The 13,676-nt window shown below is 70.8% G+C and carries 16 protein-coding genes, 1 tRNA gene and 1 pseudogene; 13 read left to right on the forward strand and 5 right to left on the reverse strand.

Annotated features, from left to right (window positions below; translation table 11 throughout):
• The first annotated feature begins 29 nt into the window (after window positions 1-29).
• The 8 genes and pseudogenes from P0Y41_RS11410 to P0Y41_RS11440 form a co-directional block, all read left to right on the forward strand.
• A complete protein-coding gene (locus P0Y41_RS11410; protein WP_284061461.1) occupies window positions 30-1,064 on the forward strand; it encodes a calcium/sodium antiporter in 1,035 nt (344 codons plus the stop codon).
• Between the two features lie 65 nt (window positions 1,065-1,129).
• A complete protein-coding gene (locus P0Y41_RS11415) occupies window positions 1,130-1,561 on the forward strand; it encodes a universal stress protein (RefSeq protein ID WP_284061462.1) in 432 nt (143 codons plus the stop codon).
• A 167-nt stretch (window positions 1,562-1,728) separates the two neighbouring features.
• Complete coding sequence (locus tag P0Y41_RS11420; protein WP_284061463.1) at window positions 1,729-2,850, forward strand: zinc-dependent alcohol dehydrogenase; 1,122 nt, start codon at window positions 1,729-1,731, stop codon at window positions 2,848-2,850.
• A gap of 147 nt (window positions 2,851-2,997) precedes the next feature.
• Complete coding sequence (locus tag P0Y41_RS11425; protein ID WP_321170848.1) at window positions 2,998-3,681, forward strand: hypothetical protein; 684 nt, start codon at window positions 2,998-3,000, stop codon at window positions 3,679-3,681.
• Window positions 3,645-3,995, forward strand: coding sequence for a DUF4129 domain-containing protein (locus P0Y41_RS17850; RefSeq protein ID WP_321170849.1), 351 nt, complete (start codon window positions 3,645-3,647; stop codon window positions 3,993-3,995). The genes P0Y41_RS11425 and P0Y41_RS17850 overlap by 37 nt, the downstream gene beginning before the upstream one ends.
• The gene (locus tag P0Y41_RS11430; RefSeq protein WP_284061464.1) at window positions 3,992-4,732 is read left to right on the forward strand and encodes a DUF7269 family protein; all 741 of its coding nucleotides are present in this window, start codon (window positions 3,992-3,994) and stop codon (window positions 4,730-4,732) included. The genes P0Y41_RS17850 and P0Y41_RS11430 overlap by 4 nt, the downstream gene beginning before the upstream one ends.
• 121 nt (window positions 4,733-4,853) lie before the next feature.
• A complete protein-coding gene (locus P0Y41_RS11435; protein WP_284061465.1) occupies window positions 4,854-6,089 on the forward strand; it encodes a DUF58 domain-containing protein in 1,236 nt (411 codons plus the stop codon).
• A 154-nt stretch (window positions 6,090-6,243) separates the two neighbouring features.
• Window positions 6,244-6,579, forward strand: a pseudogene (locus tag P0Y41_RS11440) (DUF7519 family protein); the annotation flags it as partial.
• A 24-nt stretch (window positions 6,580-6,603) separates the two neighbouring features.
• Here P0Y41_RS11440 and P0Y41_RS11445 read toward each other — a convergent pair.
• On the reverse strand, window positions 6,604-7,578 hold the full coding sequence (locus tag P0Y41_RS11445) for an AAA family ATPase (protein ID WP_284061467.1): 975 nt from the start codon (window positions 7,576-7,578) through the stop codon (window positions 6,604-6,606).
• Window positions 7,579-7,687: 109 nt separating this feature from the next.
• Here P0Y41_RS11445 and P0Y41_RS11450 point away from each other — a divergent pair.
• Window positions 7,688-7,772 (forward strand) — tRNA-Ser (locus P0Y41_RS11450).
• A 371-nt stretch (window positions 7,773-8,143) separates the two neighbouring features.
• On the opposite strand, the gene P0Y41_RS11455 is transcribed toward P0Y41_RS11450, so the two are convergent.
• From P0Y41_RS11455 to P0Y41_RS11470, 4 genes are all read right to left on the reverse strand, one after another.
• Window positions 8,144-8,617, reverse strand: a complete 474-nt coding sequence (locus P0Y41_RS11455) for a redoxin domain-containing protein (protein WP_284061468.1) — start codon at window positions 8,615-8,617, stop codon at window positions 8,144-8,146.
• A 72-nt stretch (window positions 8,618-8,689) separates the two neighbouring features.
• Window positions 8,690-9,019 carry a DUF8081 domain-containing protein gene (locus P0Y41_RS11460; protein ID WP_284061469.1) on the reverse strand — a complete coding sequence of 110 codons (330 nt, stop codon included), beginning with the start codon at window positions 9,017-9,019 and terminating at the stop codon, window positions 8,690-8,692.
• A 90-nt stretch (window positions 9,020-9,109) separates the two neighbouring features.
• The gene (locus tag P0Y41_RS11465; RefSeq protein ID WP_284061470.1) at window positions 9,110-9,448 is read right to left on the reverse strand and encodes a hypothetical protein; all 339 of its coding nucleotides are present in this window, start codon (window positions 9,446-9,448) and stop codon (window positions 9,110-9,112) included.
• Between the two features lie 58 nt (window positions 9,449-9,506).
• Window positions 9,507-9,797 (reverse strand): DUF192 domain-containing protein, encoded by a 291-nt coding sequence (locus P0Y41_RS11470; protein WP_284063408.1) that lies wholly within the window; start codon window positions 9,795-9,797, stop codon window positions 9,507-9,509.
• A gap of 343 nt (window positions 9,798-10,140) precedes the next feature.
• Between P0Y41_RS11470 and P0Y41_RS11475 the strand changes: the two genes are divergently transcribed.
• The 4 genes from P0Y41_RS11475 to P0Y41_RS11490 all read left to right on the forward strand — a co-directional run bounded on the left by P0Y41_RS11475 (window position 10,141) and on the right by P0Y41_RS11490 (window position 13,613).
• Window positions 10,141-10,284 carry a rubrerythrin-like domain-containing protein gene (locus tag P0Y41_RS11475; RefSeq protein ID WP_284061471.1) on the forward strand — a complete coding sequence of 48 codons (144 nt, stop codon included), beginning with the start codon at window positions 10,141-10,143 and terminating at the stop codon, window positions 10,282-10,284.
• Between the two features lie 33 nt (window positions 10,285-10,317).
• Window positions 10,318-10,881: a DUF7097 family protein gene (locus P0Y41_RS11480; RefSeq protein ID WP_284061472.1), complete on the forward strand. Its 564-nt coding sequence runs from the start codon at window positions 10,318-10,320 to the stop codon at window positions 10,879-10,881.
• 84 nt (window positions 10,882-10,965) lie between these two features.
• Complete coding sequence (locus P0Y41_RS11485; protein WP_284061473.1) at window positions 10,966-11,520, forward strand: GMP synthase subunit A; 555 nt, start codon at window positions 10,966-10,968, stop codon at window positions 11,518-11,520.
• Window positions 11,521-11,681: 161 nt separating this feature from the next.
• Window positions 11,682-13,613 (forward strand): DUF2070 family protein, encoded by a 1,932-nt coding sequence (locus P0Y41_RS11490; RefSeq protein WP_284061474.1) that lies wholly within the window; start codon window positions 11,682-11,684, stop codon window positions 13,611-13,613.
• The last annotated feature ends 63 nt before the right edge of the window (window positions 13,614-13,676 follow it).

Genomic DNA, 13,676 nt, shown 5'->3' on the forward strand with positions numbered 1-13,676 from the left:
TTTCAGGCGACCTGTCGACTGCACAACTGATGGTCTCGCCCGGGCTCGCCGTCCCTACCGTCACGTTCGTCGTCGCACTCGCGGTGCTGTTGGCCGCATCGGACGCGTTCGTCTCGGCTGCCGAGCGCGTCGGCCTCGCGGCCGGAGCCTCGCCGTTCATCGTCGGCGCGACGGTCGTCGCCGGCGGCACCTCGCTGCCGGAACTCGTGGCGTCCACGCTCGCGGTCCGTGCGGGCGCGCCGGAGATCGTCGTCGGGAGCGTCGTCGGGTCGAACGTCGCGAACATCCTCTTAGTGCTCGGCGCTGTCGCCGTCGTCGGCCGTAGCTTCCGGGTGAACCGCGAACTCATGCGCGTCGATCTCCCGTTGTTGATGGCTTCCGCGGCCTTTCTGGTGGTGACCATCCTGACCGGGCCGTTCGTCTGGTACGAAGGGCTGATCGGACTAGTCGGCGTGGCGGCGTACGTCCACTTCACGCTCTCGGAGGAGCGACGCCTCGACGAGGTCGTCGAGGAGATCGTCTCAGAACACGCCGCGGGCGACGCGCCCGTCGAGGCGACTCCCGGCGCGGTGTCTGCCGGTGAGCGAACCGCCGCGGAGGCCGCCGCCGAGACGACGGTCGGGCTCAAAACGTACGCAACGCTGGCGGTGAGCGTCGCGGTCGTGTTCGTCTCCGCCGACCAGCTCGTCGGATCGATCCTGTCGATCGCGGCGGCCCTCGACATCGGCGCGGAACTCGTCGCCGTCACGGCGGTCGCGATCGGCACGTCGCTGCCGGAGATCGCCGTCAGCGTAGCCGCGGTGCGCCGCGGCGCCGTCGAGATCGCGGTCGGCAACGTCCTCGGATCGAACGTGTTCAACAGCTTCGCCGTGATGGCCGTCCCGAGCCTGATCGCGCCCGTCACCGTTCCCGAGAGCGTCCGGGGGTACGCGCTCCCGGTGATGGTGCTCGCGACGATGCTGTACTACTTCATCACGCAAGACCGCGAGCTCACCGTCTGGGAAGGCGTCGTGCTGTTGGTGTTGTACGCGGCGTTTCTCGCGAACCTCGCCACGGTCACGTAGCGATGGTCACCACGTTTCGGGAACCGTCCACTGGAACCAATCTGTTGGGTCGCGTCGGTGGTCGCATGTACGACCGGATCCTGGTTCCCACCGACGGAAGCACCGCGGTCGACGCCGCGATCGAGCGGGCGATCGATCTCGCCGAGACGTACGACGCGACGCTGCACGCGCTCGCGGTCGTCGAGCCGATCTACACGGTCAACGAGGGGCTCGGGTCGGTCTATGACACGCTCGAAGCCGGGGCGCGGGAGTCGATCGACGAGATCGCAGAGCGCGCCGAGCCGGCCGACGTGACGACGGTGACCGCGCTGCGGACCGGCGTTCCCCACCGCGAGATCCTCGAATACGTCGACGACGAGGGGATCGACCTCGTCGTCATGGGGACGCACGGCCGCACGGGATTGGGTCGCTACCTGCTCGGCAGCGTCACCGAGAAGGTCGTCCGCCTCTCGGACGTGCCGGTGCTCACGGTCCGTCACCGGACGGACGGGGAGTGACGACCGCCGCCTCGGGCCCCTCTGCCGATCTCGCCCGAGCAATTATACCGACGTAGCACTTGGTACTGAAGATGACAGCACACGACGCAGTACGGATCGCGCCCGCTCGGGGCCCGGCCGTCGGCCCTACCAGGACGGTCCACGCCCCGACGGAGGCGTGGTGACTCGTGACGGGACGGACGGTCTACTTCACCGGCCCCCGTGAGGTGACGGTGCGGGAGACGAGCGTACCCGACCCGGGGTCGGGCGAGGTCGCCGTCGAGGCGACGGTGTCTGCGATCAGCCCCGGAACGGAACTGTTGTTGTACCGCGGCGAGATGAACCCCGAAACGGCCGTCGACGAAACGCTCCCGTCGCTGTCGGGGTCGTTCTCGTACCCCTTCGCGTACGGCTACGCGACCGTCGGCACCGTGACCGCGGTCGGGCCGGACGTCGACGACGCCTGGCGCGGCGAGACGGTGCTGGCGTTCCACCCGCACGCCAGCGAGTTCGTCGCGGACGTCGACGCGGTGAGCCGCGTTCCAGACGGAATCCCGCCCGAGCAGGCGGTGTTCCTTCCGAACGTCGAGACCGCGGTGACGCTGGCGCTCGACGGCGAGCCCGCGATCGGCGAGCGCGCGGTCGTCTTCGGGCAGGGGGTGATCGGCCTGTTGACGACGGCGCTGCTGTCGTCGTTCCCGCTCGCGGAGTTGGTGACCGTCGAGACGCTCGCGAGCCGACGCGACCGCTCGGAGGCGGTGGGTGCCGACCGGAGCGTCGACCCCGGCGCCGTCGATCCCGCGTCCCTGTTCGCGGACGGGCCGGGCGACGGCCGGACGGCCGGTGCGTCCGCGAGTCAGGAGCCGGATCCGGAGTCTACTCCCGTTTCCGCGTCGCCGTCGACGCCGGCGGGCGACCGCGACGAGTCGTGGTCACCCGACCGAGCCGACCTGACGTACGAGCTGTCCGGGAACCCGGCGGCGCTCAACGACGCCGTCGACGCGACGGGCTATGACGGCCGCATCGTCGTCGGGTCGTGGTACGGCACCAAACCGACCGAGCTGTCGCTGGACGGGCGATTCCACCGCAGTCGGATCGAGATCCGCGCCAGCCAGGTGAGCACGCTCGCGCCCGAACGGCGTGGCCGGTGGACCGTCGGGCGCCGCCTGGCGACGGCGTGGCGTCGCCTCCGCGATATCGAGACCGAGCGGCTCGTCACCCATCGACTCCCGATCGCCGAAGCGCCCGACGCGTACGATCTCCTCGATCGGCGTCCCGAATCGACGGTGCAGGTGTTACTGACGTACTGAGGGGTGTCGAGGCGGACAGCGGCGAACTGCGGCGGATCGACGACAGCCTGCCGGCGGATCGCCGATCGATCGACGGACGGCGTTCGGCACCGACCGTGGCGTTCCGTCGAAATCCCTTAACCCAGGCACGCGCTATCGGATCACATCGTGGACAGACGGACGCTGGCCACCGCGGCGCTGGCCCTCCTCGCGGTGCTCGCGCTCGGTGTCGCCGCCGCGACCCTCGACTCGGCGACGACGACGAGCGCCAGCGGTGGGTTCGGCGCAGGCACCGCCCCTGACGACGCTGGCATCGGCGAGGACAGCGACGGCGCCGTCGACCTCGGCGGGGACGAGCCGTCCGGCGAGGCGCGCCTCCAGGTGCGCGTCTGCGTCGAGTTCCTCACCCGACCGGGGGTGCAGCTCGCCCTCCTCGCGGGTGTCGGACTGTTCCTCGCGTCGATGTACCGAACGACCAGATCCTGGCTCATCAGCGGGCTGTTCGTCGCGGCCGCGCTGTTCCCGCTGGGCGTGTTGTACCTCGCGCTCGTCTCCTGCGGGTCGAGCCCGACGGCGGTGGCTATCGGCGCTACCGAGTCGGTCGTCGAGAACGCCTCGCTGCTCCCCTCGGGCGGGGGCTCCGCGGGCGCCAACGCCGCCGGAGAGGCCGTCTCCGCGCCGACCGCCATCGTCGGACTGCTGCTCGTAGTCGCCATCCTCGGGAGCGTCTTCCTGCTGTTCGTCTCCACCGGCGACGACGAGGGCGAACTCGCCGGGGAGCCGCCGGAGCCACCGGCCCCGAGCGGCGGCGCGAGGTGGGCGCTCGGGCGGGCGAAGCCGCGGACAGGTTAGAGTCGGACGCCGACTTGGAGAACGAGGTGTACCGCGCGTGGCGCGAGATGACGGGCGCGCTGGCGGTCGACAACCCCCGGTCGACGACGCCCGCGGAGTTCGCGGTCGCCGCCGTCGACGCCGGGATGGATCGCGACGACGTCGACACGCTCACCGATCTGTTCGAGGCGGTGCGCTACGGCGCCGAACCGGTGACTCCCGAACGCGAGCGCGAGGCCGTCGACGCGCTCCGGCGAATCGAGGAGACGTACGCCGACGGCGACTCCCTCGATAGCGCCGCCGACGGCGCGAACAGCGGGGGTGACAAACGGTGAGGGCGTCAGCCGCGCTCGGCGTCGCCGCCGTCGCGTTCGGCTTCGTGGTGGTCGCACAGCGGGGGCTCGCCGGGTTGTTCGACCTGACGTACGTGTTCGTCACCGGCGCGGGCGTGCTCGCGCTCGTCCAGGGGCTCCGGTACGCGAACGACGCGCGGACCGCCGAGCACCGCGCGGTCGAGACGGGCGACCCGGAGGACCGCTACGAGGTGCCCGCCCCCGGCGACGACGACGACGAGCTGATCACCCGTCGGGGCTACTCCCGCGCCAGCATCAAGCGCCGCCGGGAGTTCCACCGTCACCTCCGCCAGGTCGCCGAGGAGACGCTGCGGGCCCGCGGTGACTTCGCCGACAGCGAGGTGGCGACCGCCATCGACGACGGCGGCTGGACCGACGACCCCGTCGCCGCGTGGTTCCTCGGGGCCGACGTGCCGCAGCCGCCGGGGGCGCGCCTGCGGCGCCTCCTCGGCACGGACGCGGAGTTCCGATACGGGGTCGTCCACACCGTCGACGCGCTGGTGGCCGCAAGCACCGGCGCGAGCGTCGACACCAAGGCCGGCGCTCGAGTCGGTGGCGAGTCCGGCGGCGCCGACGGCGCCCGTGACGCTGCGTCCGATGCCGCGGGAGGCAAACGCGGCCGCCGCAGCGCGGCCCGCCACCTCCTCGCCGGCGCCCGCCGGGCGGGTCGCCGCCGCGTCGCGTCCGCCCGCGATACGCTGGCGGAGGTGCGCCGGTGAGCGGTCGCTCGTCGCGAGGCGGCGACGCACGCGAGGAATCGACGGGCGCGAACGGTCGCAACGTCGATCCGCTCGGGAAGATCCGCCCGAAGGGGTCGTTCCGACGGGCCGGTGGACGGGGATGGCCGCGCTGGCGCTCGTTCCCGTCGGCCTCGGGGTGCTGCTTCGGCACCCGCCGCTCGTGCTCGTCGGGGCGATCGGCGTCGCGTTCGCGGCGTACGCCCGCGGCGACGCCGCGCCGGACCTCGACGTGGCGGTCGAACGGGAGCTCTCGGACCCGACTCCCGACCCCGGCGACGAGGTGACGGTGACGCTGCGCGTTCGCAACGACGGCGACGGCGTGCTCTCGGATCTCCGCGTGGTCGACGGCGTCCCCGCGGCGCTCGCGACCGACGGGCCCGCCCGGCTCGGCACCGCGCTGCGACCGGGGCGGACGGCGACGCTCTCCTACCGTGTGACGGCGATCCGCGGCGTCCACGAGTGGGACCCCGTCCACGTGCTCGCGCGCAACCCCAGCGGGTCCAGAGAGCGCGACGCCCGGCTCGACGCCGAGGGCGCGACGGCAGTCCGCTGTGCCCCCGAGCTGGAGGCGACGGCGTCGCTGCCGCTGCGAGGGCTCACGACCGTCTACTCGGGGCGGGTGCCCACGGACGTGGGCGGCTCGGGGATCGAGTTCCACTCGACCCGGGAGTACCGCCACGGCGACCCGGCAAAGCGGGTGAACTGGGCGCGCTACGCCCGGACTGGCGAGCTCTCGACGCTGGAGTTCCGCGAGGAGCGCGCGGCGACGGTCGTCGTCTGCGTCGACGCCCGCGAGGAGGCGTACCTCGCGCCCGACGCCGAGTCGCCCAACGCCGTCGAGCGGAGTGTCGAGGCGGCCTCGCAGGCGGTGCCCGCGCTGCTCGACAGCGGCGACCGCGTCGGCGTCGCGGCGTTCGCGCCCGGCGACTGCCGGCTCGACCCCGGCGTCGGCGACGAGCACGCCGCCCGCGCCCGCGAGCTACTGGCGACGCATCCCGCGTTGGCGCCGACGCCGACCGACGAGCGCTTCCTGCCGACCACGTGGGTCCGTCGCTTCCGACGGTGGCTGCCCGCGGACGCGCAGGTGCTGTTCTGCACACCGCTACCCGACGACTACGCGGTCACGGTCGCCCGGCGGCTCGACGCGTACGGTCACGCGGTCACGGTGATCTCGCCGGACCCGACCGTCGACGACACGCCGGGCCATCGACTCGCGGACGTCGAGCGGGCGAACCGCGTCTCGCGGCTCCGGTCGGCGGGCATCCGCGTGCTCGACTGGGGCGAGGAGTCGCTGGCGACCGAGTTGGAACGCGCCGACGCGCGGTGGTCGCGGTGACAGTCACCAGAAAGCCGCCGAAACTGGGGGTCGCGCTCGCGGCGCTGTCGGCGGCCGTCGGCGCGTCGGCCCTGGGACTCGTTTCGCCCGCGGGGGCGGCGTCGCGGCCGCGGGCGTCGCGCTCGTCGTCGTCGGGACACTCGTCGGCTCCCGTCGCGTGCTCGGCGCGGGTGCGACGGGGATCGCGACCGGGACGCTGCTGGCCGGGTGGGTCGCCGCCGCCGGCCCGGGACCGCTGCTGGTCGGCGGGCTCGCGGCGGCGCTGTCGTGGGACCTGGGCGAGCACGCGGTCGGCCTCGGTGAGCAACTGGGTCGCGAGACGGATGCGACCCGGAACCTCGCCACGCACGCGGCCGCCTCCGTCGCGGTCGGCGCCGTCGCGAGCGCGGTGGCGTTCGGCGTGTACGTCGCGGCCGCGGGCGGGCAGCCGGTCGTCGCGCTCGTGTTCCTCCTCGTGGGGGCGATCGCCCTCGTGAGCGCGGTGCGGTGAGAACGGGAGACAGCGTCGGTCGTGCTACTCCGCGGTTCCGGGGTCCGCGTCGCGGACGGTTGGAACCTCGATGCGGTCCAAGACCGCACGGAGCACGTCGGCTTTCGCCACGTCGTCGACTTTCGCGTCCGGCGTGAGCACCAGCCGGTGTGCGAGCACCGGCGTCGCCACGCGCTTTACGTCGTCGGGCGTGACGAACTCGCGCCCGGTCAGCGTCGCCGACGCACGACTCGCCTCGAAGAGCCGCTGGGTGCCCCGGGGCGACACGCCGACCTCGACGCGGCGGTCCTGTCGAGTCGCGCGCGTCACAGCCGCGATGTACTCCAGGATATCGTCGTGGACGCGGACTGACTCGGGCGCCTCGCGGGCGCCGAGCACCCGGGTCTCGTCGAGCACCGTCTCGACGCTGGGATCCTGTTCGGCGCGGCCGGCGCGCCGGCGCAGGAGTTCGACTTCGCCGTCGAGATCGGGGTATCCCATCGCGGTCTTCACGGCGAAGCGATCGAGTTGCGCCTCCGGCAGCGGGAAGTTGCCGGCCTGCTCGACTGGATTTTGGGTCGCGATGAGGAAGAACGGCTCCGGGAGCTCGTAGGTGGTGCCGTCGACGGTCACCTGCTCCTCCTCCATCGCCTCCAGCAGCGCCGCCTGCGTCTTCGGCGGCGCGCGGTTGATCTCGTCGGCGAGGACGACGTTCGCGAAGATCGGCCCCTCGGAGAACTCGAACTCCCCGGTACCCTCGTCGTACACGGTCGTACCGGTCACGTCCGACGGGAGGAGGTCGGGTGTGAACTGGACGCGCGAGAACGACAGCCCCAGCGCCGTCGCCATCGACCGCGCGGTGAGTGTCTTCCCGGTGCCGGGCACGTCTTCGATGAGCACGTGGCCCCGTGAGAGCAACCCGATGAGGATGTCCTCGAAGAAGGCGTCCTCGGCGATAATCGCGGCGCGGAGGGTGTCGAGCACGTCCGTACAGGCCGCGCTCGCGTCGGGAACGTCCATACTCGCTTGGGGCGTTCGACCGGCAAGAAGCCTCGGGGTTCGGGGCGTAGTGGCACACCGTCGATCGAACCGAAACGGTTTACAGGCTGACCGCCCGACCTGAGAGTGAGCCGAGGTAGCCTAGCCTGGCCAAGGCGGCAGATTCGAAATCTGCTGTCCATTCGGACTCGGGAGTTCAAATCTCTCCCTCGGCGCTTCTGAGGCGAGCAACACGACGAGCACCGCGAAGCGTGTGCGAGTCGATAGTGCGGACGTCGAACGACGCCCGGAGAAATGTGCGGACGTCGAACGACGCCCGGAGAAATCTGGGGAGGGAGTGGAGCGAGTGGACTGACCGTAGTTACCGCTCTCAACACCGACGATACGGCGTGAGCGTCTCGGTTGCGGCGGTCTGTGGCGATCTGACGGTCGCGGACTGATCTCGACCCATACACTTCTACTCGCGATATCGAATCGACTTCGGCCGCCACGACTGTCGCCTCGTCCCCGTCACGTCCGAGCGTTTCGGCGGCACCGCTGGGCGTCGGGCACCCCAGGAGTATCGAACGCGAAGCCGCTCGCCGGTTCAGGCGTCCTCGACGGCCGCCAGCAACTCCTCGTAGTCCGGTTCGTTCGTGGGATCGTCGGCGACCCAGCCGTACGCCACGTCGCCGGCCTCGTCGATGACGTACGCCGCGCGGTTGGCGACGCCGTACAGGCCGAGGTCGGGGATGTCCATCGCGAGGCCGTACGCTTCGATGGCGTCGCCGGCCATGTCGCTGACGAGGTCGAACTGAAGGTCGTACTCGTCGGCGAACGCGCCCAGCGAGAACGCCGAGTCGGCGCTGACGCCGAACAGCGTCGCGCCTGCGGCCGCGAACTCGTCGTGGTGCTCCCGCAGGGCGACCATCTCGTTGGAGCACGGCGGCGTGAACGCCCCCGGGAAGAATGCGAGCACGACCGGCCCGTCGCCGAGGTGCTCCGCGAGGTCGAACGACTCGTGGTCGCTGCCCCTGTACGTCGCAGTGAACGTCGGCGCGGTGTCGCCTTCGGATACCATGTCCACTGATCCAACCGCCGCGCGGGTACTAAATCCTCCTCGGTTGTGCAGCGGACGGCTCCGGCGGACTCGTCACTCCCCGCCGTCGGCGTACGCGTCGAGGGTCCCCGGCTCGCCCTCGTCGCCACCGCGGAGGCGTCGCCGTCGCTTGTCGTACGCCCCGTCGAGGGAGAGGAGCTGGCGCTGGCGGGAGACGAGGTACCCGTCGACGTCGCTGTTGTCGTCGGGGTGGGCGGCGTGGATCCACACCGGTCGGTCGGCGCCCGTCGAGAGACCCTCGGCCCACGCCTCCGCGGCGCCGCGGTCGCCGAATTCCCGGCGTGCGCCCCCGTACAGCACGGCGTGGCCCACTGCCGCGTTGGCCTTGCGCGCGGACGGCTTCACCTCCACGACGTAGCTCACGCAGGGGAATTAGGCCGCATCCGATAAATACTCCCGGAGATCCGACGCCCCCGAGGTTCTGAGTCGATTCGGGACGGACCGCCGCTCCGCTCACAACAGGTGCGAGAAGTTCCACAAGCCGATCAGTCCGAACCACGTCGCGCAGCCGAGATACACCGTCGCGCGCAGGCCCGGGACGTACCAGTCGGGCGTTTCGCCGTCGACGAACCGGTCGATGAGGACCCCCGACTCCGCCAGCAGGCCGACGGCGACCATCGTGACCGCGGTGAGCACTGCCATCCCCTGCACGGGGCCGAGCCACGCCATCAGCGCGCGCGAGAGCGGCACCGACTCGCGCACGGAGTCCGAGAGCCGGAGCACGACGACGGTCGAGACGGCGTCGAGCCCCTTCCCGACGAGCAGCGCCCCCGCCAGTGTCGCTCGGCGCATGGCTGCGACAATGCGGTGATCCGACATAACGGTACCCGCCGCGGGCGCGACGCTGTCGCTACTCGACCACGTCGACGGTGTCTCCGGGTTCGACATCGTCGGCGGCCCCCGCCGGCAGTTCGATGATCGTGTCGGCAGTACCCCAGCCGAGCCCGACCCACGGTCGGAGCCGCTTCACCTTCGTCACCTCGCGGCCGACGAGCCAGACGGCGTCGATGGCGAACGGAACGAACAGCATGTGGAGACTCCGCGAATCGGTCCCGTCGAATCGGAACACGAGCGCGTAGTCGTCGGGCACCGACCGCCGGAACATCAGGCCCCGCGCCTGCGAGACGAACGACTCGGCCATCTCGACCTCGTCGGCGAGCACGTGCTCTTGCGGCGCCGACGGATCGTCGTCTTCGGGATCGACGGCCCCAGACCGGTGGATCACTCGCACGGGGCGTGTTGGACGGGCCGACAGTATGAACGTATCCGTTTGCCCGACCAGTGTGTGAGCCGGCTGTGCCGCGCAGTCACCTTTTGTGAGATGATCCGGTGCATTGCACCGGATCAGTACACTTACTCGCCTAATACGTGTTCTCAGAAGATCACTGAATAGCACTATAATCGTCAGACGGTACTACGAAACGGAGAATATACGACTCGAGTGACCGTGGTACTTAATATCGTGTGTAAAGTTAACACACTGTATGCGTCAAGACCCGTACCAAACCGGTACGATGCGCGTCTTCGAGTGTCGGGAGTGCTCGGTGCGCGTCGAGGCGGCGCACAGTCCGGGATCGTGTCCCGAATGCGGCGGCGACCTGCAGGACATCAGCGTCCCGCGGGAGTGAGCGTTTTTTGCTGCGCGCGACCCGAGGCCCGGTATGGAGCGGACGCCAGACGGGTCACCGGTCGGCGTCGATAATCCGTACGAGTTCGCCGGTCGCTGCGATCACCTGACGAGCGACGGGCGCTGCCGGTTCGCGCTCGAACGCGCGGGCGACGACCCCGATTTCGCCGCGGGCCGCCGCCGCGCGGACTACGCGTGCGTCGCCGCCGCCGAGGACGCGGACTGGCGCGACTGTCCGCACTACCGATCGACGACCGACGCCAAGGAGTGCGTGCGGTGCGGGCTGGAAGAGGTCCGCATCGCCCACGACGAGCGCCGGCCGCTCGTCGAGGAGCACCACCTCTCGTACGGCGGGGGAGCGAGCATCGCCGACGGCGCGCGAGAACCGGGAGACGGCGAGCCGGATCGGAGCCCGTCACACGAGATAACGGTGGGCCTGTGCCGGTGGTGTCACACGAAGGTTCACCGCTCGTTCGCCCGCGTCGACGACGACGCGAGCCCGGATCCGGAAGCGGTCGCCGAGCGCGAGAGCCGCCGGAGCGACGAACTCGGCGAACTGGGCTTCTCTTCGGCCAGCGAGCGCTACGGCGACGAGTGAGTCGTCAGTCGTTGAAATACGCACGTCTGTGCATCCCAAGGCGTGAAGCGGGTCGCTTTTCACCACGTCCGCGCAACCCACGGTATGAGCGAGCCGCGCATCGTGGTCATCGACAACCACGGACAGTTCACGCACTTGGAGGGCCGGGCGCTTCGCGACGTGGGCGTCGACACCGAGATCCTCGACAACGACACCGACCCCGCCGAGATCGACGCCGACGGGCTCGTCCTCTCGGGCGGCCCGAGCATGGACCGGGTCGGCCGGTGTCGCGAGTATCTCGAACTGGGCGTTCCCGTCCTCGGCATCTGCTTGGGGCTGCAGTTCATCGCGGAAGAGCTGGGTGGGCGCGTCGAGTCGGGCGAGTACGGCGGCTACGCCGACGTGGACGTTCGGATCTTGGACGACGAAGATCCCCTCGTCGGATCGCTTGCTCCCGAAACCCGGACGTGGGCCAGCCACGCCGACGAGGTCGTCGAGGCGCCTGACGGGTTCGCGGTCACCGCCGATAGCGACGTCTGCGGCGTCGAGGCGATGAGCGACACCGACCGCGACCTGTACGGGGTCCAGTGGCACCCTGAGGTGAGCCACACCGAGCGCGGGCAGGAGGTCTTCGAGAACTTCGTCGCGATCTGCGAGTAGCGGGGTCGCTTCTCCGATCCGGACTGTCGTCCTGCGATCGTGTTGACCGGGTCGCGTGCGCACCGAGATGTGCCGGCGTGTTATCGGTCCGCGTCCGGCGGTCGACGCGACGAGTGCGCCTGCTTTTTATCGGCGGGTCGCGTTCGTCACCGTCAACGCGTATGACTGCGACCCAGAGTAACCTCGCCGGCCTCTCGCGGTTCATCTTCCGCGCGCCGTCGTGGTACACGTCGGTCGCGTTCGCGCTCCTGCTGGCGGCAGTGGCCGGCGTCGGCGCGTTCGAGCGTCCGGAGACGTCGGTCGTGTGGCGCGGCGTGCTGTTCGTCGGACGCGACGCCTGGGAGGGTGTGTTCTTCATCGGGATCCCCACGATCGTCGCCGGGCTCGGCACCGCGTGGGTCGATCGGCTCGTCGGCGGGAAACTCACCCCGAACCGGTCGTCGCTGCTCGCGCTGGTGTGTGAGGTCGTCATCGTCGCCTTCCTCGCCGTGGGCGGGCTGGTGGCGTATCTGACCCCGCTGTCTCAGCGGTTCGTCTTCGACGTGCTCGTCGTCGCGCTGGCGTCGGTGTTCGCTATCCGGCTGCTGGTGATCGTGGCCGTCTCGCGGTCGTCGCTTCCGGTCGCGGCGGTACCCGCCAGCATCCAGACGGCCACGGCCGCGGTGCTGCTGTTCGTGTACAGCGGCACGCTCCGTCTGCTGGAGGTGGGCGGGCCGCTCCTCGACACGTTCCTCATGCCGTATCTCGCTCGGCCGGAGGAGGCGCCCTCGGAGCTGTCGGCGATCAGCCCGGACCACTTCCTGGTGCTCGGGCTCACCTGCGCGCTGTACGCCGGCGCCGTGTGGACGTTCCTCTACGTCGTCGACCGACCGTGGCGCAACACGCTCGGCGTCTCGGTCCTCGACTTCCTCCAGGGGTTCATCGGGCACGTCGCCGAGGGGAGCCGCGAACTGGAGGGATTCTTCGAACAGCTCGGTGAGGAGGCGGTCGTCCCCGTGACGGTGCTGTCGATCCGCACGCCCGACGGCGACGAGAAGGCCCGATGGGTGCTCCCGATGATCCACCCCGGCCCGATGGGCGAGATCGGCGGCGGCAACCTCCCGGTTCGCGTCGCCGCCGCGACCGACGGCCTGGCGTTCCCGCCGCACGCGACCGCCGGCCACGACTTCAACCTCGTCACCGAGCGCGAGGTCGACACCGTCGTCGAGGCGGCCGACCGCGCTCTCGGGCGACTGACCTACTCCCCGGCGGCGACAGAGAGCGTCCGCACCACGGCCGGCGAGGCGTCGCTGTTGGGGCAGGCGTTCGACGACGACGCGCTGCTCGTCTCGACGTTCGCGCCCGGCTTCGCGGACGACGTGGAGTACGCCGTCGGGCTCTCGACGGCCGCGGAGGCGCGCACCGAGGGACTCGACGACGTGCTGCTCGTCGACGCGCACAACTCCAACAACGGGCTGGACGGCCCCGACCTGGGCCACGTCACTCCGGGGTCGACCCGCTCGTTCGACATGATGCAGGCGGCGCGCCGCGCCGGCGAGCGCCTCGCGGTGGCGCCCCGCGGCGACCTCTCGGCGGGCGTCGCCTGGGAGCGAACCGAGTGGACGCCCGAAGAAGGGATCGGTCCGCTGGGGGTCCGCGCGATGGTGACCGAGGTCGACGCGGACGGCGACAGCGATCCGCAGACCACCGCGTACGTGCTCGTCGACGGCAACAACATGGAGCCCGGCCTGCGCGGCCACCTCGTCGACGCCGTCGTCGACGCGGTCGACGCCGACGAGGCGGAGGTGATGACGACAGACACCCACATCGTCAACACCGTGGAGGCGGACAATCAGGTCGGCGCAGCCCTCGACCGCGGCGCGCTCACCGACGTGGTCGTCGACGTGGCCGAACGGGCGGCCGCCGATACCGAGTCCGTCGAGGCGGGGATGGCGACCGAGCACGCCGAGGTGACGGTGTTCGGCAACGACCGCACCGAGTCGCTCGCGAGCCACGCCAACGCGGCCGTGTCGATGGGCGGCGCGCTCGCGGCGGCGGTCATCCTTGCGTCGCTGGCCATCTCGGTGCTGCTGTTCTTCGTCACCGGCGCGTGACGAGCGGTCGCTCGCCTCCGCCCGCCTCACCTCTGGACAGCGGCGTCGGCCCCGCAGCGTTCC

This window comes from Halobaculum halobium (assembly GCF_030127145.1).
Classification (GTDB): Archaea; Halobacteriota; Halobacteria; order Halobacteriales; family Haloferacaceae; genus Halobaculum; species Halobaculum halobium.

Excerpts from the sequence above, each read along its gene's own strand:
- P0Y41_RS11410 (WP_284061461.1), top strand. The coding sequence starts at position 30 with ATGGTCTCGCCCGGGCTCGCCGTCCCTACCGTCACGTTCGTCGTCGCA.
- P0Y41_RS11445 (WP_284061467.1), bottom strand. The coding sequence starts at position 7,578 with ATGGACGTTCCCGACGCGAGCGCGGCCTGTACGGACGTGCTCGACACC.
- P0Y41_RS11435 (WP_284061465.1), top strand. The coding sequence starts at position 4,854 with ATGGCCGCGCTGGCGCTCGTTCCCGTCGGCCTCGGGGTGCTGCTTCGG.
- P0Y41_RS11470 (WP_284063408.1), bottom strand. The coding sequence starts at position 9,797 with ATGGCCGAGTCGTTCGTCTCGCAGGCGCGGGGCCTGATGTTCCGGCGG.
- P0Y41_RS11465 (WP_284061470.1), bottom strand. The coding sequence starts at position 9,448 with ATGCGCCGAGCGACACTGGCGGGGGCGCTGCTCGTCGGGAAGGGGCTC.
- P0Y41_RS11480 (WP_284061472.1), top strand. The coding sequence starts at position 10,318 with ATGGAGCGGACGCCAGACGGGTCACCGGTCGGCGTCGATAATCCGTAC.
- P0Y41_RS11415 (WP_284061462.1), top strand. The coding sequence starts at position 1,130 with ATGTACGACCGGATCCTGGTTCCCACCGACGGAAGCACCGCGGTCGAC.
- P0Y41_RS11485 (WP_284061473.1), top strand. The coding sequence starts at position 10,966 with ATGAGCGAGCCGCGCATCGTGGTCATCGACAACCACGGACAGTTCACG.
- P0Y41_RS11455 (WP_284061468.1), bottom strand. The coding sequence starts at position 8,617 with ATGGTATCCGAAGGCGACACCGCGCCGACGTTCACTGCGACGTACAGG.
- P0Y41_RS11475 (WP_284061471.1), top strand. The coding sequence starts at position 10,141 with ATGCGTCAAGACCCGTACCAAACCGGTACGATGCGCGTCTTCGAGTGT.
- P0Y41_RS11490 (WP_284061474.1), top strand. The coding sequence starts at position 11,682 with ATGACTGCGACCCAGAGTAACCTCGCCGGCCTCTCGCGGTTCATCTTC.